Origin of the sequence: uncultured Zoogloea sp., from assembly GCF_937894855.1 — a bacterium.
GTDB lineage: Bacteria > Pseudomonadota > Gammaproteobacteria > Burkholderiales > Rhodocyclaceae > Zoogloea > Zoogloea oryzae.
This window is the reverse complement of the sequence record NZ_CALAYQ010000070.1, coordinates 20225-44563: the sequence shown is the minus strand read 5'-3', so window position 1 is coordinate 44563 and position 24339 is coordinate 20225. Positions and strand designations below refer to the sequence as shown.

General features: G+C 66.9%; 23 protein-coding genes. 17 read left to right on the top strand and 6 right to left on the bottom strand.

What is annotated here, in order from left to right; genetic code table 11:
• The 10 genes from Q0672_RS09075 to Q0672_RS09030 all read left to right on the top strand — a co-directional run.
• The coding region (locus Q0672_RS09075; RefSeq protein WP_298621681.1) for a phosphomethylpyrimidine synthase ThiC at positions 1-392 on the top strand (392 nt) is incomplete at its 5' end.
• Between the two features lie 426 nt (positions 393-818).
• Complete coding sequence (locus Q0672_RS09070) at positions 819-1406, top strand: GspH/FimT family pseudopilin (protein WP_153159956.1); 588 nt, start codon at positions 819-821, stop codon at positions 1404-1406.
• 24 nt (positions 1407-1430) lie between these two features.
• Positions 1431-1868 carry a type IV pilus modification protein PilV gene (pilV, locus tag Q0672_RS09065; protein ID WP_284188303.1) on the top strand — a complete coding sequence of 146 codons (438 nt, stop codon included), beginning with the start codon at positions 1431-1433 and terminating at the stop codon, positions 1866-1868.
• A gap of 8 nt (positions 1869-1876) precedes the next feature.
• Positions 1877-2899: a PilW family protein gene (locus Q0672_RS09060; RefSeq protein ID WP_298621680.1), complete on the top strand. Its 1023-nt coding sequence runs from the start codon at positions 1877-1879 to the stop codon at positions 2897-2899.
• The gene (locus tag Q0672_RS09055) at positions 2896-3402 is read left to right on the top strand and encodes a PilX N-terminal domain-containing pilus assembly protein (protein WP_298621679.1); all 507 of its coding nucleotides are present in this window, start codon (positions 2896-2898) and stop codon (positions 3400-3402) included. The genes Q0672_RS09060 and Q0672_RS09055 overlap by 4 nt, the downstream gene beginning before the upstream one ends.
• Before the next feature lie 15 nt (positions 3403-3417).
• Positions 3418-6807 carry a PilC/PilY family type IV pilus protein gene (locus Q0672_RS09050; protein ID WP_298621678.1) on the top strand — a complete coding sequence of 1130 codons (3390 nt, stop codon included), beginning with the start codon at positions 3418-3420 and terminating at the stop codon, positions 6805-6807.
• A 57-nt stretch (positions 6808-6864) separates the two neighbouring features.
• Entirely contained in the window at positions 6865-7299 is a 435-nt protein-coding gene (locus Q0672_RS09045) for a type IV pilin protein (protein ID WP_153159951.1), read from the top strand.
• A gap of 173 nt (positions 7300-7472) precedes the next feature.
• Positions 7473-7856, top strand: coding sequence for a DUF6394 family protein (locus Q0672_RS09040; RefSeq protein WP_153159950.1), 384 nt, complete (start codon positions 7473-7475; stop codon positions 7854-7856).
• Between the two features lie 4 nt (positions 7857-7860).
• A complete protein-coding gene (locus Q0672_RS09035) occupies positions 7861-9588 on the top strand; it encodes a TrkA family potassium uptake protein (protein WP_298621677.1) in 1728 nt (575 codons plus the stop codon).
• A gap of 79 nt (positions 9589-9667) precedes the next feature.
• Positions 9668-10021, top strand: a complete 354-nt coding sequence (locus Q0672_RS09030; protein WP_298621676.1) for a hypothetical protein — start codon at positions 9668-9670, stop codon at positions 10019-10021.
• A 22-nt stretch (positions 10022-10043) separates the two neighbouring features.
• On the opposite strand, the gene Q0672_RS09025 is transcribed toward Q0672_RS09030, so the two are convergent.
• The 4 genes from Q0672_RS09025 to purB form a co-directional block, all read right to left on the bottom strand.
• The gene (locus Q0672_RS09025; protein WP_298621675.1) at positions 10044-10655 is read right to left on the bottom strand and encodes a nitroreductase family protein; all 612 of its coding nucleotides are present in this window, start codon (positions 10653-10655) and stop codon (positions 10044-10046) included.
• A gap of 61 nt (positions 10656-10716) precedes the next feature.
• Positions 10717-11319 (bottom strand): TetR/AcrR family transcriptional regulator, encoded by a 603-nt coding sequence (locus tag Q0672_RS09020; protein WP_298621674.1) that lies wholly within the window; start codon positions 11317-11319, stop codon positions 10717-10719.
• 103 nt (positions 11320-11422) lie between these two features.
• Positions 11423-11740 carry a DUF2322 family protein gene (locus Q0672_RS09015; protein WP_298621673.1) on the bottom strand — a complete coding sequence of 106 codons (318 nt, stop codon included), beginning with the start codon at positions 11738-11740 and terminating at the stop codon, positions 11423-11425.
• An 85-nt stretch (positions 11741-11825) separates the two neighbouring features.
• Positions 11826-13193: an adenylosuccinate lyase gene (purB, locus tag Q0672_RS09010; RefSeq protein WP_298621672.1), complete on the bottom strand. Its 1368-nt coding sequence runs from the start codon at positions 13191-13193 to the stop codon at positions 11826-11828.
• A 104-nt stretch (positions 13194-13297) separates the two neighbouring features.
• Here purB and Q0672_RS09005 point away from each other — a divergent pair, with 104 nt between their 5' ends.
• The 3 genes from Q0672_RS09005 to Q0672_RS08995 all read left to right on the top strand — a co-directional run bounded on the left by Q0672_RS09005 (position 13298) and on the right by Q0672_RS08995 (position 18114).
• Complete coding sequence (locus tag Q0672_RS09005; protein ID WP_153159945.1) at positions 13298-13828, top strand: TIGR00645 family protein; 531 nt, start codon at positions 13298-13300, stop codon at positions 13826-13828.
• Between the two features lie 18 nt (positions 13829-13846).
• On the top strand, positions 13847-15394 hold the full coding sequence (locus Q0672_RS09000; protein ID WP_298621671.1) for a fumarate hydratase: 1548 nt from the start codon (positions 13847-13849) through the stop codon (positions 15392-15394).
• 173 nt (positions 15395-15567) lie between these two features.
• Entirely contained in the window at positions 15568-18114 is a 2547-nt protein-coding gene (locus tag Q0672_RS08995; RefSeq protein WP_298621670.1) for an MASE3 domain-containing protein, read from the top strand.
• A 12-nt stretch (positions 18115-18126) separates the two neighbouring features.
• On the opposite strand, the gene Q0672_RS08990 is transcribed toward Q0672_RS08995, so the two are convergent.
• Positions 18127-18450 carry a transcriptional regulator gene (locus Q0672_RS08990; protein ID WP_284188317.1) on the bottom strand — a complete coding sequence of 108 codons (324 nt, stop codon included), beginning with the start codon at positions 18448-18450 and terminating at the stop codon, positions 18127-18129.
• Complete coding sequence (locus Q0672_RS08985; protein ID WP_298621669.1) at positions 18450-19391, bottom strand: sodium-dependent bicarbonate transport family permease; 942 nt, start codon at positions 19389-19391, stop codon at positions 18450-18452. The genes Q0672_RS08990 and Q0672_RS08985 overlap by 1 nt, the downstream gene beginning before the upstream one ends.
• 111 nt (positions 19392-19502) lie before the next feature.
• Between Q0672_RS08985 and Q0672_RS08980 the strand changes: the two genes are divergently transcribed.
• From Q0672_RS08980 to Q0672_RS08965, 4 genes are all read left to right on the top strand, one after another.
• On the top strand, positions 19503-20405 hold the full coding sequence (locus Q0672_RS08980; protein WP_298621668.1) for a LysR family transcriptional regulator: 903 nt from the start codon (positions 19503-19505) through the stop codon (positions 20403-20405).
• 79 nt (positions 20406-20484) lie between these two features.
• On the top strand, positions 20485-21261 hold the full coding sequence (locus tag Q0672_RS08975; protein ID WP_298621667.1) for a hypothetical protein: 777 nt from the start codon (positions 20485-20487) through the stop codon (positions 21259-21261).
• 55 nt (positions 21262-21316) lie between these two features.
• Entirely contained in the window at positions 21317-22747 is a 1431-nt protein-coding gene (locus tag Q0672_RS08970) for a sigma 54-interacting transcriptional regulator (protein ID WP_298621666.1), read from the top strand.
• Positions 22748-22913: 166 nt separating this feature from the next.
• Positions 22914-24314 (top strand): GntP family permease, encoded by a 1401-nt coding sequence (locus tag Q0672_RS08965; protein WP_298621665.1) that lies wholly within the window; start codon positions 22914-22916, stop codon positions 24312-24314.
• The last annotated feature ends 25 nt before the right edge of the window (positions 24315-24339 follow it).

Here is a 24339-nt window from a genome sequence, read left to right as displayed (position 1 = left end):
CGGACAAGAACGACGTGAAGGAAGGCATCATCACCTACAAGCTGGCCGCCCACGCCGCCGACCTCGCCAAGGGCCACCCGGGCGCGCAGATCCGCGACAACGCGCTCAGTAAAGCCCGTTACGAGTTCCGCTGGGACGACCAGTTCAACCTGGGCCTCGACCCGGACAAGGCGAAATCCTTCCACGACGAGACCCTGCCCAAGGAATCGGCCAAGGTCGCCCACTTCTGCTCCATGTGCGGCCCGCACTTCTGCTCCATGAAGATCACCCAGGACGTGCGCGACTTCGCCGCCGCCCAGGGCATCGCCGAAGCCGAGGCCCTTGAGAAGGGCATGGAGACCAAGGCGGTGGAGTTTGTGAAGAAGGGCGCGGAAATCTACCAAAAAGTCTAAAGTCACCTTCCGCCGTATCCGACGAACGGGCCGCAGGGCCCGTTCTTTTTTTGTGCATTGAACCGCTTTCGCATGGCTTCCCCGGCCATGCCGGCGCGCCGCATCCCCTGCGGCACGCGCCTTTCCGCCCCCCTCCAAAGCACCTGCTGCATTGCGGAATATCCAGTCCCCGCGCGGGATAGACCGCTCGATCTACCGTTCGTCGCAGCCATCTCAAGTTCGCATCGGCGCCGCCGTTTCCTACTGGACCGGAACGAACGGGACGTCGTGACGCAGATCACCGAACCCGTTTCAGTTTTTTTCATTTTTGTCGTTACCGTAATTAGTACGAGACCAGATTCCGCGCTGGCCTGAACTGTCTGCAAAGACCGGTAAACCCCAAAAACTGACCGCCGCTCCGGCAACGGAAGCGGCCCGAGAACCGAGATGCGCAAGCTGCCCGAAAACGGATTCACGCTGGTCGAGCTGCTGGTGTCGGTCGCCATTGCCGCGATCCTCATCAGCATCGCCGCGCCGTCGTATGTCGCGCTGACCAACACCAACCGGTTGGCCACCCAGGCCAACGACATCCTGGGCGGCCTGATGATTGCCCGCAGCGAGGCGATCCGCCTCAACCAGCGCGTGGTGTTCTGCCGCAGCGACGACGGCAGCACCTGCTCGGCGGCCACCGACGGCTGGAGGGGCTGGCTGGTGTTTGCCGACACCGACGGCACCGACACCCCCAGCGCATCGGAGATCCTGCGCAGCGGCACGATCTCCAACGCCTCCGGCATGAGCGTGCTGGCGAGCGCCGCGATCAGCGGCCAAACCAACCGCATCCGCATCGGCTCGGACGGCTTTGCCCGCACCGCGCCGGGTTCGTCGTCGGCACTGCTGCAGGCCAAGCTGTCGGTGTGCATCGTCACCGCGTCGCCGGCCCACAACGCCCGCGAGCTGCGCATCGCCTCTGGCGGCCGCCCGCTGATCGTCCAGGTGGACAACGACGGCGCCTGCCCCACCCCCTCCAACTCCTGACCCCTATCCACAGGCATCCCGGAAATGAGAAACAAGTCCCTCCTCAAGCGGCAAAAAGGCGTGGGCCTCATCGAAGTGCTCGTCTCGATGGTCGTGCTGTCGCTCTGCATGCTTGGCATGGCCGCCCTGCAGACCGTCTCGCTGCGCAACAACCAGAGCGCCCAGTCGCGCTCGATGGCAACCATCATGAGCGCCTCGATCACCGAATCCATGCGCGCCAACGTGATCGCCGCCAAAGGGGGCGAATACAACGTGGACACCTGCTCGAGCGCCAGCGGCACCAGCCTCGCCAGCACCGACGTGGCCTCCTGGCTCAACGCCCTCAAGGGCGCCATCGGCCGCACCGCGTGTGGCGGCATCGTGTGCCGCAACGCCACCTGCGACATCACCGTGCAGTGGGACGACTCCCGCGCCACCAGCGGCAAATCCGCCTTCAGCGTGACCACCCGCGTCATCCTGTGAAGACCGCCATGTTTGCCCAGACCTCACGCCCCGCCCGCATGAAGGGGCTGACGCTCATCGAGCTGATGATCTCGCTCGTTCTGGGCATGGTGCTGGTGGGCGGCGTGCTGGTGGTCTTCCTGGGCAGCCAGACCTCCTACAAGACCTCCGACAACCTCTCCAAGATGCAGGACTCGGCGCGGATCTCCTTTGCGCTCATCAGCCATGAGATCCGCGAGGCGGCCGGCACAGGCTGCGGCAACGGCAGCCGCCTGGACAACGCGATCTCGAGGCGCAACGAGAGCATCCTCAACGCCGCCCAGGCCTCCACCCCGGCCTGGTGGAGCGTGATGGGCAACGGCGTGATGGGCTACGACGCCGGCACGGCCAGCCCCGCGATCGCCATCGGCACCGGCACCACCCAACGCGTCAGCACCACCGACGCGATCCAGCTCACCGGCGCTTATGGCGCCGGCTTCAGCATCGACGCCCACAGCAACACCGGCTACAACTTCACCCTCAACACCGCCTCGTCGGGCCTCAACGCCGACGACATCCTGATCGCCTGCGACTACAAGCAATCCACGGTGTTCAACGCCTCGTCCGTCGTCGGCAAGACGGTGACCTACGCGGCCGGCGCCGGCAGCTCCCGCAACTGCGGCATCGCCCTGGGTTACGACGCCGACAACAACTGCTCCACCACGGCCTACAAGTACGACTCGCTGGTCGCCCGCCTGTACCGCTTCGGGGCCAGCACCTGGTACATCGGCAACGGGACCAACGGCCGCCCCTCCCTCTACCGCGTGTTCCTGAACGGCAACCCCGAGGAGATCGCCACGGGCGTGACCGACATGCAGATCCAGTACCTCCAGGATGGCAACACGGCCTATGTGAGTGCCCCCTCCGTCACCGACTGGGGCGCCGTCATCGCGGTGCGCCTCACGCTGAACTTCGAAGGCGTGGACAAGAACATCGCCACCGGTGGAACCGGGGATCGCCGCATCAGCACCGTGGCCACCAGCACCATCATGCTGAGGAACAGAACGCCATGAGCCGGAACCCGCACCACGCCCAGGGCGGCATGGTCCTTGTCGCCTCGATGATGATCCTCATCATCATCACCCTCCTCGGCCTCTCGGCCATGCGCAGCGCCGGCCTCGAGGAGCGGATGAGCGGCAACCAGTACGACCAGAACTACGTGTTCGAAGCAGCCGAAGCGGCCCTGCGGGAAGCCGAAATCGTCGCCGCCGCACCGCTGACCTTCACCAACGCCTGCACCAACGGCCTGTGCCCGACCCCCGTTGCGGGCGCCACCGACCGCTGGATGGACAGCAGCTTCACCGGGTGGAAATCAGCCGCCAACGCCAACGCCGGCATCGTCACCGCCCAGTACATCCTCGAAGACATGGGCGCCCAGCCGGTGGATGGCACCTGTCATCTGCAGGTGCCGGTCGAGCCCACCTGCCTCATTCCGATGGTCCGCATCACCGCCCGCGCGGTTGCCGCCAACGGCCGCGGCACCTCGGTCACGCTTCAATCCAATCTACGCCAGTAATCCAGGGAGTCGGTCATGAGCAGCCCGTCCAATCTCAAGCGCAACTGCAAGTCCGGGGCCGTTTTCACGCCATCGCTGATCGCCCTTGCCGTCGCACTCATCTGCCAGCCGGCCAGCGCCGTCCTCGACATCCCTACCGCGCCCCTGCAATCGGCCGCTGCGATTCCGTCGAACATCCTGTTCGTGCTCGACGACTCGGGCAGCATGCAGTTCGAGATGATGCCGGACGACCTCACGATCTGGCCCGGCGAGAACCCCATCGGCGACCTCGGCTACGGCGTCTACCTCTTCCCGCCGCCCAACCGGACGATCTACGGTTCGGACATCTACGGCCAGAACAACACCAACTGGCGGCTGATCCCCACCTTCAGCGACACCAACTTCCACAACTACTACAAGCGCTCGGCCGCCAACAACACGATCTTCTACGACCCGTCGATCACCTACACCCCGTGGGTGAAATACGACGGCACGTCGTACGGCAATGCATCCCCCAGCGCCGCGCCGTACCACCCGGCCAACTCGGGCGCCGGCACGCTCAACCTGACGAGCCAGCAGTCCCTCACCGCCAACTGGATATCCGGAACCTCCCTGACCAACGGCGCATCCCAGTGCGGCTGGTCGGGCACCTGCTCCCACAGCTTCTGGCCTATCACCTACTACGTGTACAAGGGCGGCAGCCTCAGCAAGACGGCGGCGGCGAGCTACACCAAGTACCAGATCCAGGGCAACAAGGGCTACGCCACCGACCTCGCCACCGGCACCACCACGACCATCTCGGGCACCTTCCCCTCCGGCCGCTCTGTCGCCGACGAAGCTCAGAACTTCGCCAACTGGTTCTCCTACTACCGGTCGCGCACCCTGGCGGCCCGGGCCGGTTCGAGCATCGCCTTCTCCAAGCTCGGCATCAACTACCGGGTGGGCTTCACGACCATCAACACGTCCGACTTCGGCGACGCGATCCCCACCTCCGGCGTGTTCGACGGCACCAACCGGCAGACGTGGTTCAACAACCTGTTCTCCAACGCCGTGCCCACCTCCGGCACGCCCCTCAAGCAGGCCCTCGACCGGGCCGGTCAGTACTACTCGCGCACCGACAACACCGGCCCCTACGGCCCCGCGCCCCAGCTGTCGTGCCGACGCAACTTCACGATCCTGACCACCGACGGCTACTACGGTGAAACCACTATCTCCGGGATCGGCAACGACGACGGCACAGCGGGCTCCACCATCACCGGCACCAACTCCCAGTCGTACAAGTATTCCGCGGTCAAGCCCTACCAGGACAGCTACACCAACACCCTGGCCGACATCGCGATGTACTACTGGAAGAACGACCTGCGGACCGATCTGACCAACAACATGCGGGCGACCAGCACCAACCCGTCGTTCTGGCAGAACATGAACACCTTCACCCTGTCCCTCGGGCCCCAGGGCACCCTCAACCCGGCCACCGATCTGGCCCGCCTGACCGCCGGCACCGCCACCTGGCCCGACCCGCTCGCAGGCGACGCCCAGAAGATCGACGACCTGTGGCACGCCGCGGTTAACGGCCGCGGCAGCTTCGTTGCCGCCAAGAACCCCACCGAGTTCGCCAACGGCCTGGTCTCGGCCCTCACCACCATCGGCGAAGCGGGCGGTGTGTGGAACGTGGCCGTCACCGCCTTCACCCTCGAAGCCGACGGCAAGACCTTCGTCGCGCGCTACGACGGCAACTGGGGTGGCGACCTGTGGGCCGTGGGCTACAACGCCAACGGCCAGATGAACACCACCTCTGACGGCACCCCGATCCCGGTCTGGAAGGCCTCCGCCAACGTACCGGCGCCCGCCTCGCGCAAGATCTACACCTGGAAGGACAGTGGTGGCGGCGGCGGCACCACCTTCGAGTACACCAACCTCAGCTCCAGCAAGAAGAGCGCCCTCGGCAGCTCGGCGGTGGTCGATTACCTGCGCGGCGTGCGCACTGGCGAAGTCTCCAACGGCGGCGCCTACCGCAACCGCACGTCGGTGATCGGCGACTTCGCCAACCCGGCGCCGGTTTACGTGAAGGCGTCCAACACCATCTTCGCCGCGGCCAACGACGGCATGCTGCACGCCTTCAACGCCTCGACGGGTGTCGAGCAGTTCGCCTACATCCCGGGCAGCGTGAACTTCACCACCATGGCCACGCTCGCCAATCCCAACTACTCCCACGCCTACCTGAACGATGGCGAGGTGGTGGTCTCCGACCTGGCCACCGTTGGCAAGAACATCCTGGTGGGCAGCCTGGGCCGCGCCGGCAAGGGCATCTACGCGCTCGACGTCACCACGCCCTCCTCCTTCGGCACCAGCAACGTGCTGTGGGAATACACCGACTCCGACCTGGGCCAGACCCTCGGCAAGCCGCTCATCGCCAGGCTCAACACCGGCGACTGGGCGGTGATCATCGGTAACGGCTACAACAGCACCAACGAGAAGGCCTTCCTGTACATCATCAACCTCAACACCGGCGCGCTCATCAAGAAGATCGCCACCGGCGCGGGCTCGTCGTCGGCCACCAACGGCCTGTCTTCGCTGGTCGGCTTCGACAAGGACGGTGACAGCAAGATCGACCTGATCTACGCGGGCGACCTGCTCGGCAACTTCTGGCGCTTCAACCTCGCCGGCACCGATACATCCGCGTGGAGCGGCACCTCGATGTTCACCGCCCGCGACGCCAGCAACAACACCCAGCCGATCACCGGCGGTCTCGCCGTGGCCATCGACCCGAAGACCAACAAGCGCTGGGTCTTCGGCGGCACCGGACGCTACCTCACCAACGGGGACGTCTCCGACACCGCCATCCAGAGCTGGTACGGCCTCATCGACGACGGCACCACCATCGCCGGCCGCAGCGCCCTCACCCAGCGCACCCTCACCGCCGAAACCGCCCAGGGCAGCTACCTCACCCGCACCTTCTCCGAGGCCACCACCAACGACATGGTCGGCAAGAGTGGCTGGTACGTGGACATGGCCGTCGGCGGCGTGAGGACCGGCGAACGCATCGTGTCCCGCAGCCAGTACTCCGCCGGCGTGCTGTACGCCAGCAGCGTCGTCCCCAGCACCGACAAGTGCGCATCCGGCGGCACCGGCTACATCAACGCCCTCAGCGCCTTCTCGGGCGCAACGATCACCAAGCCCTTCTTCGACATCAACAACGACAACGCCTTCGACGACGCCGACAAGAAGCTGGTCGGCGGCAAGCTCACCCCGGCGGGCTCGGTGCGCACCGGCGGGATGATCGGCGAGATCACCATCAAGAAGGTGACCGACTCGAAATTCACGATCCAGAGCTGCGATTCGACCGGCGTCTGCAAGGCCCAGCCGAACGTGAACCTCAGCGAGCTCAAGGGTCGCGTCTCGTGGCGTGAAATCCGCAAGGAATGACTTAACGTGCCGTTATAGCGGTGGTCAGTCGCAACCACCGCCACCGGAACACCCACCATGCGTAACCGTCTTCCTAAAAACCAGGCCGGCATGACGCTCATCGAGCTGATGGTCGCCGTGTGCATCGTCGGCATCCTGACGATGATCGCCTACCCCAACTACTCGACCTACGTGGTGCGCAGCAAGCGCAACCTGGCCACCGCCTGCCTGCAGGAAGCGGCCCAGTACATGGAGCGCTTCTACACCACCAACCTGCGCTACGACCAGGCCACCGACGGCACCGCCGTCGCCCTGCCCACCACGTCCTGCGTCAGCGACATGAAGGGCAACTACGTGCTCGCCGTCGCCTCGGTGAGCGCCAACGCGTTCGTCCTGAAGGTCACCCCCCAGGGCGGCCAGGCCAGCTCCGACACCCAGTGCGGCACTCTGACCCTCAGCCAGAGCGGCGCCCGCACGGTATCCGGCACCGGTACGACCAGCACCTGCTGGTAAGCCCCCCCGACAAAGGCGGGAAGTCCCGGCCCATCCGGCCGGCGCTTCCCGCCTTTGTCATTCAGGCAACACTTCGCCCCCATCCGCCAGCGGCGCCGGCACGTGGGCAACACCCTGCCGTCGGGCAGGTGCTAGCATTCCTGGATACCGACTACCAGAAGCCAGGCCCGCCCATGAACCTCGAGAAAGTCATCTTCGGTTTCTTCATCGTCTTCGCCGCCACCCTCAACTTCGGCTTCTTCATCGGCGAGATCGACAACCCGGCCCACCACGACATCTACGAGCTGTTCGCCGCGGTGGTGGTCAACCTGATCGCCACCGTGCTCAAGTTCGGCGACCGTACCCAGATCGGCGCCATCCACCTCGCCACCAGCCTCGTCGCCGACCTGCAACTGCTCGCCGCGGCGATGGTGTGGGGCTACGTCGTCCACGTGGCCGGCACCGGGCTCACCCCGACCACCATGTCGAGCATCGTCTCGCTTTCGGGCGGCGCGCTGTTCGCCAACGTCGTGTCGGTGGTGATCCTCATCGCCGAAACCATCATGCAGCGGCGCTGACGCCGTGAACAGCACCCCCACCAGCACGATCTTCCTGGTCCTGCGGCGGCTGCGCACGCCGCTGATCGTGCTCATCGTGATCTTCGCGGTGTCGGTGCTGGGCCTCACCCTGGTGCCCGGCCCCCCCGATCCCAACGGCGGCGGCCCGGGGCCGCGGATGAGCTTCTTCCACGCCGTCTACTTCATCAGCTACACCGCCACCACCATCGGCTTCGGCGAAATCCCCTACGCCTTCTCCGAGCAGCAGCGGCTATGGACGCTCCTGTGCATCTACCTGTCGGTGATCGGCTGGGCCTACACCCTGGGCACGGTGTTCGCGATGCTCCAGGACAAGACCTTCCTCAACGCCATCGCGGTACAGCGCTTCTCGCGGCAGGTGCGCCACCTGCGCGAACCCTTCTTCCTGGTGTGCGGCTACGGCGAGACGGGCCGGCTGATCTGCCACGCGCTGGACGAACTGGGCTTTCGGGCGGTCGTCATCGAGTTGGACGAAGCCCGCGTGGGCGACCTGGAGCTGCAGAGCTACTCCGCCGACATGCCGGCCCTGTGCGCCGACGCCGGCAAGCCCGACACCCTCGTGTTTGCCGGGCTCACCAGCAAGTACTGCCGCGGGGTGATCGCCCTCACCAACGACGACGGCACCAACCTCGCGGTGGCCATCGCCGCCCGCCTGCTGGCCCCCGCCCTGCCGGCCCTGTGCCGCGCCGAACACGCCGAGACGGTGGCCAACATGGCCTCGTTCGGCACCCGGCACATCATCAACCCCTTCGAAAAATTTGGCGAGTACATGGCCCTCGCCCTGCATTCGCCGGCTGCCTACCACCTGCTGCTGTGGCTCACCGGTCTGCCCGGCACCACCATCACCCGCCACCGCGAGCCGCCCGCCGGCAAGTGGGTGCTGTGCGGTTACGGATCCTTCGGCCGGGTGATGACCCAGGCCCTCGAAGGCGCCGGCCTGCCGGTGACGATCATCGACCGGGCCCCGCCGATCGACCCCAGCCACACCTGGATCAAGGGCGACGGCACCGGCGTGGAAGCCCTGCGGGCCGCCGGCATCGCCGACGCGGTGGGCATCGTGGCAGCCACCGCCAACGACGTGAACAACCTGTCCACCGTCGTCACCGCCCGGGAGCTCAACCCCCGGCTGTTCACCGTACTGCGGCAGAACCACGTCGCCAACCACACCCTGTTCGAGGCCTTCGAGTCCGACTTTGCGATGGTGCCCAGCGAAATCGTCGCCCACGAATGCCTCGCCATCCTCACCACCCCACTGCTGGCCCCCTTCCTCAACGCCGTGCGCCGGGCCGACGACAACTGGTCGCAGCAGCTGCTCGACGAGCTCACCGAGCGCTTCGGGTGGGATGTGCCCATGGTCTGGAGCGTCACCCTCAACATCGCCCAGGCCCCGTCGGCCTATCGTCTGCTGATGCGCCACGACAGCCTGCGCCTCGGCCAGCTGCTGCGCGCACCCGTCACCGGCCGACCGCCCCTGGAATGCCGCGCCCTGCTGCTGCTGCGCGAAGGCGATCCGCCCCACCTGCTGCCCGGCGACGACCAGGGCATCCGGCTGGGCGACCAGCTGCTGCTGGTGGGCCTCGAGGCCGCCCGCAAGGATCTCGACCTGACCCTCTTCAACGCCCACACCCTGTCCTACGTGCTGACCGGCCAGGATTCGCCGGGCGGGCTGGTGTGGGAGTGGCTCGCCGCCCGCCGCCGGGCCGGCACCACCTGACACCCGGCGCGGGCGGCGGGCGCCCGGACTGCCGCCACCGCTAGGCTAGAATGCGCGGTCCCGATCGCCACCGCCCGCCATGCCGTTCAGACTGCCGCCGCCCGTCATCCGCACGCTGTTCATCCTCGCCCTCGTCGTCATCTTCATTCTGGCGATGATCCCGATGGCCGTCGTGCCTCAGGTGGTGGACTTCCAGGACAAGCTCCACCACAGCGCGGCCTTCGCGGTGCTGACGCTGCTGGGCTGGGCCGGCTGGCCGGCGCGCATCAACGCCGTTGCCGGCGGACTGCTGGGCTACGGCATCCTGATCGAGATCTGCCAGCACACCCTCACCACCAACCGCTTTGGCGAACCGATGGACGTGGTGGCCGACGTGCTCGGCATCGTCATCGCCCGGTGGATCATCCAGGCCCGGACGGCACGCCCGGCGTAAGCGCGGCCCGACGTCTCCGGGATCAGGCCACGGCAAAGCGGTCGCGCACGACGACCTCGTCGAGCGGCAGCGGGCCACTGCGCGGGTGCGCCGGCTGGGCCGCCTTGCCGATGGCGACGAACATCGCAATGACGTGATCGGCCGGCAGCTGGATCAGACGGGCCACCGCGTCGAAGTCGAAGCCATCCATCGGGCAGCTGTCGTAACCCAGCTCCTGCGCCGCGAGCATCAAGGTCTGCGCGGCGATCCCGCAGGAGCGCATCGCCTCGTCGCGCTGGACCGCTTCACGGCCGCGGTAGTAGCCGTCGAGCATCGGCAGGATGGCCTCCTGCACCGGGGCTGCGGCATCGCGCCAGTAGCGGGTCGGCGCCTTATCCCAGGCCTTCAGGTCGGCAGTCACGACAACCAGCAGGGACGCATCGGTCACCTGCGCCTGGCCCCAAGCGGCCGCGCGCAGCTGCTGACGCAGTGCCGGGTCCTGCGCGAGGACGAAGCGCCAGTTCTGGATGTTGAAGGCCGTCGGCGACAGCTTGACCAGCTGCATCAGCGTGTCGATTTCATCCTCGCGGATGCGGTGGGTCGGGTCAAAGGCCTTGACGGCGCGGCGCTGGCGAATGGCTTCGGATACTTTCATCGTAAATCTCCCGGAGGGTTAAAAACATGCATACCAGTTGGTATGTATCAGGGTAAAAAAATCAGCATGCTGGTCGCAGGCTGACGACGTAAGCGCGCAGTTGCGCCATCGTCGCGTGGAAGGCCGCCGCCGACTGCAGGTTCTTCGACACGCTGACGGCACCTTCCCAGGCCGCCACGATGAACAGCGCACAGGCCTCGCACTCCACGTCGGCGCGGATGTCCCCGGCGGCCTGCGCCCGCTGCAGCAGCGCGGCCAGCCTGCGCTGCCAGCGCTCGAGGATGGCCGCGAGATGGGCGCGAAAGTCCTCGTCTAGGGCGCTCATCTCCTGCATCAGGTTGTTCAGCGGGCAGCCCAGATTGATCGCCGATGCATCGGTCGACTGGCTGCACCCCAGCAGGTCGAGCAAGGCCGCCACCGGCGGCTGCGGCCCGTCGTCGAGCGGACGCACCATCCACTCTTCGAGCAGCGGCGCGATGCGCTCGTCGATGACGGCCAGCCCCAGCGCCTTCTTGCTGGGAAAGTGGTGGTAGAACGCCCCCTTGGTGAGCCCGGTCTCCGCCAGAATGCTCGCCACGCTGGCCGCCCGAAAGCCTTCGCGGTGGATTTCGGCGAAGGCGGCATCGAGGATGCGGGCGCGGGTGAGGTCGGGCTGGCGGCTCATGGTGCAAGATTACATACCGATCGGTCGGTATGTGTCAATACGCCGAACTGGCAAAAAAGAAGGCTGCCCGCAGGCAGCCTTCTTCATCCAGCGCGAAAACCGCTCAGGCGGCAAACACGTGCTTGACGCGCAGAGTCTCACCCCGTTCGACGAGGCCGATCAGGCGGTCGATGTTGGGGTGCTTGCCCGGATTGAGGCGCGCGTCCTCGCTGTGCTCCGAGTAGATCTCGATGCCCTGGGCGGCGGCCGTCGGGGTGATGGCACCGTGGGTTTGCGCCAGATGGTTGTACACCGCCAGCGAGCCGGCCTGGCCGGGCTTGTTCTCGATGGTGGCCACCACCTCGTCGGCGGCATTGAGCAGCTGGATCGCCGCCAGGTGCGAAACGCCCGGCAGGGCCTTGAGCTTGTCGGCAAAAGCCATGGGTGAATCTCCGGTGTCGGGGGAAGCGAAAGTCGGCAGCGTTCTGCAAGGGCGACTGAAGTCGCCCCTACGGAACAACGCGGGATCAGATGCGCTTGGCCAGCTCGGCGGCCTTGCCGATGTAGCTGCCCGGGGTCATCTCGAGCAGGCGGGCCTTCTCGGCTTCGGGGATCGCCAGGGTGCCGATGAACTGCTGCAGCGCTTCCTTGGTGATGCCCTTGCCACGGGTGAGCTCCTTGAGCTGCTCGTAGGGGTTGGGCACGGCGTAGCGGCGCATGACGGTCTGGATCGGCTCGGCGAGCACTTCCCAGCAGGCGTCGAGGTCGGCCGCCAGGCGGGCCGGATCGGCTTCGAGCTTGCCCAGGCCGCGCAGGCAGGAGTCGTAGGCCAGCACGGCGTAGCCGAAGGCGACGCCCATGTTGCGCAGCACGGTGGAGTCGGTCAGGTCGCGCTGCATGCGGGACACCGGCAGCTTGTCGGCCAGGTGACGCAGCACGCTGTTGGCGAGGCCCAGGTTGCCTTCGGCGTTCTCGAAGTCGATCGGGTTGACCTTGTGCGGCATGGTGGACGAGCCGATCTCGCCGGCCTTCAGCTTCTGCTTGAAGTAGCCCAGGGAGATGTACATCCAGATGTCGCGGCACACATCCAGCACGATGGTGTTGGCGCGGGCGGTGGCGTCGTAGAGCTCGGCCATCGCGTCGTGGGGTTCGATCTGGATGGTGTAGGGGTTGAAGGCGAGGCCCAGGGATTCGATGAAGCGGCCGTTGAAGGCTTCCCAGTCGAACTCGGGGTAGGCCGACAGGTGGGCGTTGTAGTTGCCCACGGCGCCGTTGAACTTGGCGGTCAGCTCGACGCTGGCGATGGCCTTGCGGGTGCGGCGCAGGCGATACACCACGTTGGCCATTTCCTTGCCCAGGGTGGTCGGGCTGGCGGGCTGGCCGTGGGTGCGGGAGAGCATCGGCAGGTCGGCGTGCTGGTGGGCCAGCTCGACGAGGCGGGCGATGATCTTGTCGAGGGAGGGCAGCAGCACGTCGTCGCGGCCGTCGCGCAGCATCAGCGCGTGGGAGACGTTGTTGATGTCCTCGGACGTGCAGCCGAAGTGGATGAACTCGGTGACGCGGGTGACTTCGGGGTTGTGGCCCAGGCGCTGCTTGAGCCAGTACTCCATGGCCTTCACGTCGTGGTTGGTGGTCGCCTCGATGGCCTTCACGGCTTCGCCGTCGGCCACCGAGAAGTCGGCGATCACGCCGTCGAGCTCGGCGATGGTGGCGGCGGAGAACGGCGCGATCTCGGCCAGTTCGGGCGCGGCGGCCAGCGCCTTGAGCCATTCGATCTCGACCTTCACGCGGTTGCGGATCAGGCCGAATTCGGAGAAGTGCTCGCGCAGCGCGGAGACCTTGGATTCGTAACGGCCGTCCAGCGGCGACAGCGCGGTGATGGGTTGCAGGTTCATGCGTAAAGCCCTTGAGGCAGAAAAGCAAAGTTCTCTATTTTACCGCCTTGGAGCGCGCTTCGCCGATGATAAAATCCGGGCTCCCCAACTGCTGTGCCAAACCCATGAGAAAAGGTCCGCAACTTCTCGAGAACTTCATTTTCTGGAGCCGCTGGCTCCAGGCGCCGCTGTACCTCGGTCTGATCGTCGCCCAGGGCATCTACGTGTGGCTGTTCATGGCCGAGCTGGGCCACCTGGTGAGCAACGTCATCAACTCCGGCGGCCACATCAGCGAAACCGAAACCATGCTGGTGGTGCTCGGCCTGATCGACGTGGTGATGATCGCCAACCTGCTGATCATGGTCATCATCGGCGGCTACGAGACCTTCGTCTCGCGGCTCGATCTCGAAGGCCACCCGGACCAGCCCGAGTGGCTGTCCCACGTGAACGCCGGCGTACTGAAGATCAAGCTGTCCACCGCGATCATCGGCATCTCGTCGATCCACCTGCTCAAGACCTTCATCAACGCGGCCAACCTGCCCGAGAAGGCCATCATGTGGCAGGTCATCATCCATGTCGTGTTCCTGTTCTCTGCCCTCGCCATGGCGTGGGTCGACAAGATCATGAACCAGACCGTTCTGCTGTCAAAACACTAAAGAGAGGGAGCCTCACCCATGACCGCAATCAAGCAGGAAGACCTGATCCAGTCCGTCGCGGACGCCTTCCAGTACATCAGCTACTACCACCCGCTGGACTACATCAAGGCGCTGGGTGAAGCCTACGAGCGCGAAGAATCCCCCGCCGCCAAGGACGCCATCGCCCAGATCCTCACCAACTCGCGCATGGCCGCCGAAGGCCACCGCCCGATCTGCCAGGATACCGGCATCGGCATGGTGTTCATCAAGGTCGGCATGCAGGTCACCTGGCCGGACGCCACCATGAGCGTCCAGCAGATGATCGACGAAGGCGTGCGCCGCGCCTACGCCAACCCGGACAACCCCCTGCGCGCCTCGGTGCTGGCCGATCCGGCCGGTGCCCGCAGGAACACCAAGGACAACACCCCGGCGGTGGTCCACTTCGAGCTCGTCCCGGGCCACCACGTCGAGGTGATCTGCGCGGCCAAGGGCGGCGGCTCCGAAGCCAAGTCCAAGTTTGCGATGCTCAACCCGTCCGACGATCTGGTGGATTGGGTCCTCAAGAAGATCCCCGAGATGGGTGCCGGCTGGTGTCCGCCGGGCATCATCGGCATCGGCATCGGCGGCACGCCCGAGAAGGCCATGCTGCTGGCCAAGGAATCCATCATGGCCCCGGTCGATATCCACGACCTCAAGGCCAAGGCCGCGGAAGCCGCCGCCAAGGGCGAAAAGCTGACCCGCGCCGAAGAGCTGCGCCTCGAGCTCTACGAGAAGGTCAACGCGCTGGGCGTCGGTGCCCAGGGCCTGGGCGGCCTCACCACCGTGCTCGACGTGAAGGTGCTCGACTACCCCTGCCACGCCGCCAACCTGCCGGTGGCCCTGGTGCCCAACTGCGCCGCGACCCGTCACTGCCACTTCCACCTGGATGGCTCCGGCCCCGCCAAGATCGAGCCGCCCAAGCTCGAAGACTGGCCCGCCGTCACCTGGACGCCGGATCTCAAGTCCGCCACCCGCGTGAACCTCGACACCCTGACCAAGGAAGAGGTCGCCGCCTGGAAGCCGGGCCAGAAGCTGCTGCTCAACGGCAAGATGCTCACCGGCCGCGACGCCGCCCACAAGCGCATCTCCGACATGCTGGCCAAGGGCGAGCCCCTGCCGGTGGACTTCACCAACCGCGTGATTTACTACGTCGGCCCGGTGGACCCGGTGCGTGACGAAGTCGTCGGCCCCGCCGGCCCGACCACCGCCACCCGGATGGACAAGTTCACCCGCATGATGCTCGAGAAGACCGGCCTGATCTCCATGGTCGGCAAGTCCGAGCGTGGCCCCACCGCCATCGAAGCCATCAAGGACAACAAGTCCGCCTACCTGATGGCCGTCGGCGGCGCCGCCTATCTGGTGGCCAAGGCCATCAAGTCGGCCAAGGTCGTCGGCTTTGCCGACCTGGGCATGGAAGCCATCTACGAGTTCGACGTGCAGGACATGCCCGTCACCGTGGCGGTCGATTCCTCCGGCACCTCGGTGCACAACACCGGCCCGAAGGAATGGCAGGCCAAGATCGGCAAGATCCCGGTCACCGTCGCCTGATTCTCCGCTTCGCAAAAAACCCGACACGCGTGTCGGGTTTTTTTTCGTCCGGGGCACGGCCAAGGGTCAATACCACCCGCGACAGGGCCGATAATCGGATCAACTGCGTCCGGCTGCGCCTGCGGCCCGGCCGCGCCAATGAGCAAATCGTCACGTCCGAGGACGAGCGCCTGATGCCTGCACCCGCCGAGCAACCCGTGGGGCCTACCCCCACGCCCCTCAACGACCTGAAACGTGCCGCGCTGTGGCCTGGGGCGCTGCTGCTGCTTTTCCTGATGATCGGCCTGCTGCCCTCATCCGATTTCGGCATTGGTCGCTACCTGCCGCTGCACACCGCGATGGAGACCGGCGCCATCGTCGTGGCGATGCTGGTGTTCGGCATCGTCTGGAACGCCTACTCCGACGAACGGCCTGGCAACGTGGTGGTGCTGGGCGTGGTGCTGCTGGGCACGGCCCTGCTCGATTTCGGCCACATGCTCGGCTACCGGGGCATGCCCGATTTCGTCACCCCGGCGAGCCCCCAGAAGGCCATCGTGTTCTGGCTGGCAGCGCGCCTGCTGGTGGCCGCCGGCCTGCTGGTGGCCGCCCTCCGGCCGTGGCAGCCGATGCTGGAGACACGGCACCGCTACCGGCTGCTGGTGGGCGTGCTGGCCTACGTGGCCCTGCTCTACGCCCTCGAACTGCTGACACCCGACCACCTGCCGGCCTTCTTCGTGCCCGGCAGCGGGCTCACGCCGCTCAAGGTGGCGCTCGAATACGGGCTCGTCCTCATCTACGGCGCCGCGGCACTGGTGTTCGCCTGGCGGGCGGCGCACGGGGCGGCCTTCAATGCGGCAGATCTCTTCGCTGCGTCGGCGGTGGCGATGCTCTCCGAGCTGTGCTTCACCCGCTACGTGTCGGTGAGCGACAGCTACAACTTCATCGGCCACCTGTACAAGATCATCTCCTACGGCTTCATCTACCGGGCGGTGTTCGTCGAGAGCGTGCGCCAGCCCTTCCAGGCCCTCAGCCGCGCCCTCGACAACGAGAAGCACTGGGCCGCCGAACAGCACTCGCTGGTGCGCACCCTCGACATGCTCGAAGAGGCCGTCATCGAGCTGCGCCCCGACGGCACCATCATCAACGCCAACAGCGGCTGGTGGCAGCTGGCCGGCCGCGCGCCCGGCACTTACCCGCTTCTCGACTCCGTCCACCCGGAAGATCAGGCCGCCTTCGCGGGCTGCCTCAACAGCCTCGCCGACGGCACCAAGGACGAGTTCCACGGGCGCTTCCGCTTCGTGGGCGACGCCGCCTACGAACGCTGGATGGAGTGCCGCTTTGTCACCGAGCTGACCGACGCCGGCAAGATCGTCGGCATCCGCGGCGTGCTGCGGGACATCACCAAGACCTACCTGCAGGAACGTCACATCGCCCACATGGCGCTGCACGACGCCCTCACCGGCCTGCCCAACCGGGTGCTGCTGGAAGACCGCGTCTGCAAGACCATCCAGCTGGCCCGCCGCAACCAGGATCGGGTCGCGGTGTGCTTCATCGATCTCGACCACTTCAAGAACATCAACGACGCCTATGGTCACAAGGCCGGCGATGCGCTGCTTCTGTCCATGGCCCAGGCCCTCGAGAAGAACCTGCGCGACGGCGACACCGTGGCCCGCTGGGGCGGTGACGAATTCGTCGCCCTCCTGCCCGGCATCGTCAACATCGAGGACGCCCGGCAGGTGGCGCGCAAGCTGCAGAAGGTGATGCCGCGCAGCTTCGCGGTGGCCGGCCAGCCGATCAACGCCACCTTCAGCATGGGCATCGCGATGTTCCCCGACGACGGCGACAGCGTCGAATCCCTGCTGGCTCACGCCGACCGGGCGATGTTCTACGCCAAGTCCCAGGGGCGGAACAACTTCCAGCTGTTCTCCGAGATGTCGGCCAAGGGCCTCGGCAAGAAGGAGCTGTACATCCAGGCCAAGCTCGCCGACGCCATCCAGGGCGGACAGATCGAGGTGTGGTTCCAGCCCCAGGTGCGCACCGAACGTGACGCCGAAGGACGCCACCGCCTGGTGGGCATCGAGGCCCTGGCCCGCTGGCACGACAACGATCTGGGCTGGATCTCCCCGGCCACCTTCATCCCGATGGCCGAGAGCCTCGGCCTGATCGCCGACCTCGGCCAGCGGGTGACGACCCTCGCGCTGGCCCAGTTCCAGCGCTGGCACGCCCGCCGGCCCGAGCTGCACCTGTCGCTCAACATCTCCAAACGCCAGCTGTTTGCGCCGGAATTCGTCAGCGGGCTGATCCACGAAGTGAGCCGGCACGACCTGCCCACCTCGGCCATCGTGCTGGAGATCACCGAATCCGTCGCCCTGCTCGAAGTGGAGTTCGCCGAGGAGCGCCTGCGCCAGCTGGTGGACGCGGGCTTCATCCTGTCGATCGACGACTTCGGCACCGGCTACGCCTCGCTGTCGCAGCTCCACGAGCTGCCGGTGCAGGAGCTCAAGATCGACATCTCCTTCGTCCAGCGGGTGCACACCCCCGACGGCCTGCGCATCCTGCAGGCCATCGTCCAGCTGGGCCGTGCCCTCGGGCTGCGCACGGTGGCCGAAGGCGTCGAGGACGCCCAGACCGCCACCACCCTGCGCGAGCTCGAAGTGGACACCCTGCAGGGCTATCACTTCGGCCGGCCGGTGCCGGCCCGCGTCCTCGAGGAGCTGCCGGCCTTCGCCGACCAGGACTGAGCCCCGGCAGGCTCAGCCCGGCGCGCCGCGAAACTTGTCCGGCCGCAGCACGGCCACGTCGGTCACGAACATCACCATGCCGTAGTTGGCCGAGTAGCCGGCGTGGAGCGTGTCCACGATGGCCTCGGCGGTCAGCTCGTCGCACAGCACCTCCACGCGGATGTTGGCCGACGCCCCCCACGACCCGTCGCGCAGGCCGTGGGCGCCCTGCCCGCGGGCCTCGGTGATGGTGTAGCCGCGGGCCCCGAGGCGGGCCAGTTCGCGCACCAGCTCGGGCTCCAGGCTGGCTTCGCAGATGATGGTGAGGAGCCTGCGCAGGCTCAGGGGCAGATTCATCAGATCACTCCGGCAAGGTGGCTGGCGAGCCAGTGGTAGGTCGGCACGCCGACCAGCAGGTTGAACGGGAAGGTGATGCCCAGCGACGCGCCGATCGAAAGGGCCGGGTTGGCCTCGGGCACCGCGATGCGCATCGCCGCCGGCGCCGCAATGTACGACGCGCTGGCGTACAGAGTGGCGAGCAGCATCGCGCCGCCCACCGAGAAATCCAGCAGATTGGCGGTGAGCACGCCCAGCAGGCCGCCCGCCAGGGGCATCAGCACCGCAAACGCGGCCAGAAACACCCCCGCCCGGCGCAGGTCGCCCAACCGCCCCGCCGCCACCAGGCCCATCTCCAGCAGGAAGAAGGCCAGCATGCCCTTGAACAGGTCGAAGAACACCCGGTCGAGGGGCTGGATGCCTTCCGGCCCGGCCAGCCAGCCGATCAAGAGGCCGCCGCCCAGCAGCACGATGCTCTTGCCCGCCAGCACCTCGTGGAACAGCTTGCCCCAGCGGGTGTCCGCCGCGCCCCTGCGGGCCAGGGCGACGCCCATCACCAGGGCCGGCAGCTCCAGCAGCGCCAGGAAGACCACCATGTAGCCCTCGGCCGGCTCGCCGCGGCTGGCCAGATAGCTGCTCGCCACCGCAAAGGTGACCACGCTCACCGACCCATAATGGGCGGCGATCGACGCCGCATCGGCCCGAGGCAGGCGACCCAGCCGCTGCAGCACCGGAAACGCCGCGAGGGGAATCAGCAGCGCCACCGCCACGATCACCAGCGCCGGCAGCGCCAGATCGGCCAGATGGTGGCGCGACAGTTCGACGCCGCCCTTCAGGCCGATGGCGAGCAGCAGGAAGATGCTCAGGGCCTCATACACCACGCCGGGCAGCTTGAGGTCGGAACGCACGACGCCGGCCACCAGGCCGAGCACGAAAAACAGGATGACAGGTTCGAAAGGCATGCTTGGATCGGGCAGCCGCCCGCAGACAACAGAACACTTGCAAGCTTGGGGGCGGTGCAGCATAAAATCCAATTAAAGCTTTTCGACAAACCAATAAGCTACAACTTATACATGCGCCGCCGCATCACCTTCCGCCAGCTCGAAACCTTCGCCGCCGTGGCCCGGCTGGGCAGCTTCAGCCGCGCCGCCGAGGCCATGCACCTCACCCAGCCCGCGGTGTCGATCCAGCTGCGCCAGCTGGCCGACACCGTCGGCATGCCGCTTTTCGACCAGACCGGGCGCGAGCTGCGCCTCACCGCCGCCGGCGACGAGCTCCTGGCCACCGTGCGCAGCCTGGACGACGTGTGGAACCGCTTCGACTCGGCCATCGACGAGCTGCGCGGCCTGCGCCGCGGCAAGCTGCGGGTGGCGCTCGTCACCACCGCCAAGTATTTCGTGCCGCGCATGGTCGGCGCCTTCTGCCGGCGCTACCCGGACGTCTCCATCGAGCTGGAGATCGCCAACCGGGCCAAGATCGTCGAGCGCCTGCGCCGCAACGAGGACGACCTGTACGTGATGTCCTACCCGCCCGACGACCTGGACATCGTCGTCCATCCCTTCCTCGACAACGAGCTGGTGGTGCTCGCCCCCCGCGATCACTGGGCCGCCGGGCGCCCGGTGACGCTGGCCGAACTGGCCGGCGAGCCTTTTCTCCTCAAGGAGCCCGGCTCCGGCTCGCGCCACGCGGTGGATGCCTTCGCCGCGGCGGCCGGCGTGCAGTTGCGGGTGCGCCTGTCGCTGGCCAGCAACGAGGCGCTGCTTGAGCTGGCCGGCACCGGCATGGGCCTCACCGTGCTGTCGCGCCACGCCCTGGGCGAACGCCTGGAGGCCGAGGGCCTGTGCGTGCTCGACGTGGCGGGTTTTCCCCTGCATCGCCCGTGGAACGTGGTGCATCTGCGCAGCAAGGTGCTGTCGCTGCCGGCCCGGGCCTTTCTCGACGAGCTGCGCCAGGCCCCGGCCCTGCCTGCCGGCTGACACCCGTGGACAGCCCCGGGGCCGGCATCGCTAGAATGTCATGGCTTCGTCATCGGCCTCCGCTCGGCCACCCACGCCCATGTTCCGCAAACTGCGCATCGCCATCCTGCTGATCATCCTCGTCACCGTGGCCGTGGGCGCCTGGCGCGCCGGCGCCCAGGCCACCGACTGGAAGCACTCGGTGCACACCACGATCTACCCCATCATGGCCGACGACTCGCCGGTTACCCGCCAGATCGTCGAGCGCCTGCACCCCGACGACTTCGCGCCCATCGGCGAATGGCTGCAGGAAGAAGTGCGCCGCTACGGCCGGCCGCTGCTGCGCCCGGTGGCGATCAACCTGGCGCCGCCGGTCAATGCCCTGCCACCGCTGCTCCCGGAAGGTGGCAGCCGGCTGTCGGTGGCCCTGTGGAGCCTGCAGCTGCGCTACTGGGCCTGGCGCCACGACGCCGCGCCGGGGCCGCGCCCGGAGATCCGCCTGTTCGTGCTCTACCACGACCCGGCCCGGACGCCCCAGCTCGACCACTCCCTCGGCCTCGAGAAAGGGCTGATCGGCGTGGTGAAAGTCTTCGCCAGCCGCGACGAGCGCCAGCGCAACGCGGTGGTGATCGCCCACGAGCTGCTCCACACCCTCGGCGCCACCGACAAATACGATTCTCAAACCCTGCAGCCGGTCTTCCCCGACGGCTACGCCGAGCCCGACCGCCAGCCGCGCCACCCCCAGGCCCTGGCCGAGATCATGGCCGGGCGCATCCCGGTTGCCGAAGGCCGTGCCGAAGAGCCGGACAGCCTCGCCGACACGCTGATCGGCCCGCAGACCGCCATCGAGATCGGTCTGCAGCCGCGCAGGCATTAGCCACGTCAGGTGCGCTATGCTTGACGAACGAGAACAAGAACGAGGCAGGAGACCGATGGCACCAGCACCCTTCGCCGCGGAGGCCGAACGCATCCGCCGGCACGTGAACGACACGCTGCTGGCCGCCTTCTCCGAGCTCTCCGAGGGCATCCTGATCGTCGACCGCGAAGCCCGCATCGTGTGGATGAACGAGCAGTACCCGCGCCACCTGGGCATCGCCGATCCGGCCTCGGTGATCGGCCTACCGGTCGAGGACGTGATCCCCAACAGCCTGATGCGCAACGTGGTGGCCAGCGGCAAGCCCATCATGCTCGACGTGATGGAGTTCGGCAGCGAATCCTTCGTGGTGATGCGCCTGCCGGTGCGCGACAGCGCCGGTGAGATCATCGGCGGCGTGGGGGTGATGATCTTCGACGACCCGCGCCAGCTCGCCCCCTTGCTGTCGCGCTTCCAGAACCTCCGCCTCGAACTCGCCGACACCCGCCGCAAGCTCGACGAAGCCCGCCGCACCCGCTACACCTTCGCCAGCTTCGTGGGCACCAGCCCGGCCTGCGTGGCGGTCAAGGACAAGGCCCGGCGCGCCGCCCGGGCCGTCTCGCCGGTGCTGATCCTCGGCGAGACGGGTACCGGCAAGGAGCTCCTCGCCCAGGCCATCCACGCCGCCAGCCCCCGGGCCGACGGCCCCTTCGTGGCGGTGAACATCGCCGCGATCCCCGAAACCCTGCTCGAAGCCGAGTTCTTCGGCGTCGCCCCCGGCGCCTACACCGGCGCCGACCGCAAGGGCCGCAGCGGCAAGTTCGAGCTCGCCCAGGGCGGCACCCTGTTCCTCGACGAGATCGGCGACATGTCGCCGGCGCTGCAGGCCAAGCTCCTGCGGGCCCTGCAGGAGAAGGAGATCGAGCCGGTGGGTTCCAACCGGCTCATCCCCATCGATGTGCGCATCATCGCCGCCACCAGCCGCAAGCTGCAGCATGAGGTGGACGAAGGCCGCTTCCGCGCCGACCTGTTCTACCGGCTCAACGTGATGACCCTCGACGTGCCGCCCCTGCGCGAGCGCATCGACGACCTGCCGCTGATTGCCGAATGCCTCACCGACAGCATCGCCCGCCAGCTGGGCGAACCGCCCCGCAGCCTGTCTGCCGAAGCCGTCGCCTGCCTCGCCGGCTACACCTGGCTGGGCAATGTGCGCGAGCTCTCCAACATGCTCGAACGGGCGCTCCTGCTATCCGACGCCGACCGGCTCGAAGCCCGGGATTTCGAGCACCTGCTGCCCGCCGCAGCACGGGCCACGCCCGCCCCGGCCAAAGCCAGCCCCACGCGCACCCTCGACCAGATCCAGCAGGACGCCGAGCGCCGGGCCATCGTCGACGCCATCGCCAATGCAGGCGGCAACAAGGCCCAGGCTGCGCGCATACTGGGCATCTCCCGCGCCTCGCTGTACGAGAAGATCGCCGCCCTTGGCCTCGGCAGCGCCGCCAACACCTGACGACAACACCGCGACACCTGTCCGAGGCACCAGACACCCTGCCCGGCGCCACGGACACAATGCACCGCAGCAAAAATATGTTTTCCTTATGAATCAATAAGTAAAAACACTGGCATGGTTTCTGCGCATACATCGCCGCAAACCCATAACGGAGGAGATTCCAACCATGTCATTCCTGATCGTATTAGCCTCGCTGTGCTTCCTGATGTACATCGCGTACCGGGGCTACAGCGTCATCCTCTTCGCGCCGGTGGCGGCCCTCGGCGCGGTTCTCTTCACCGACCCGACCCTCGTCGCCCCGATGTTCACCGGCCTCTTCATGGACAAGATGGTCGGCTTCGTCAAAAACTACTTCCCGGTCTTCCTGCTCGGCGCCATCTTCGGCAAGGTCATCGAGCTCTCCGGCTTCTCCAAATCCATCGTCTCGTCGGTCATCAAGCTGGTGGGCGCCGAGCGGGCGATGCTCTCCATCGTGCTGGTGTGCGCGCTGCTCACCTACGGCGGCGTGTCGCTGTTCGTGGTGGTGTTCGCGGTGTATCCCTTCGCGGCCGAGATGTTCCGCCAGGGCGGCATTCCCAAGCGCCTGATCCCCGGCACCATCGCCCTGGGCGCCTTCTCGTTCACGATGGATTCCCTGCCCGGCACGCCGCAGATCCAGAACGTCATCCCGACCACCTTCTTCAAGACCAACATCTACGCCGCCCCGGTGCTGGGCGTGATCGGCTCGATCTTCATCTTCGTGCTCGGCATGGCCTACCTGGAATGGCGTCGCCGCGCCGCTGCCGCAGCCGGTGAAGGTTACGGCACCAACCTGGTGAACGAACCCGAACCCTTCGACGACAAGGAAAAGCTGGCCAACCCGATCCTCGCCATCCTGCCGCTGGTGCTGGTGGGCGTGACCAACAAGCTGTTCACCGACCTCATCCCGACCATCTACGGCAAGAGCCACAGCTTCATCCCCGCGGTGATCGGCAAGGCCGCGCCGGTGGTGCAGGACGTCTCCAAGATCGCCGCCATCTGGGCAGTGGAAGGCGCGCTGCTGGTGGGCATCCTCACCGTCATGGCGTTCGCCTGGAAGACCGTCGCGGCGCGCTTTGCCGAAGGCACCAAGGCCGCCGTCAGCGGTGCGCTGCTGGCCTCGATGAACACCGCGTCCGAATACGGCTTCGGCGCCGTGATCGCCGCCCTGCCGGGCTTCCTGGTGGTGGCCGACGCCCTCAAGGTGATCCCCAACCCGCTGATCAACGAAGCCATCACCGTCACCACCCTGGCCGGCATCACCGGCTCGGCCTCGGGCGGCATGGGCATCGCGCTGGCCGCCATGTCCGAAACCTTCATCAGCGCCGCCAACGCCGCCGGCATTCCGCTGGAAGTGCTGCACCGGGTCGCCTCGATGGCCTCCGGCGGCATGGACACCCTGCCCCACAACGGCGCGGTCATCACCCTGCTGGCCGTCACCGGGCTCACCCACAAGGTGGCCTACAAGGATATCTTTGCGATCACGATGATCAAGACCAGCGCGGTCTTTGCGATCATCGCCACCTACTACCTCACCGGCCTCGTCTGAGACGCGGCGGATCTTCAGGCACAGG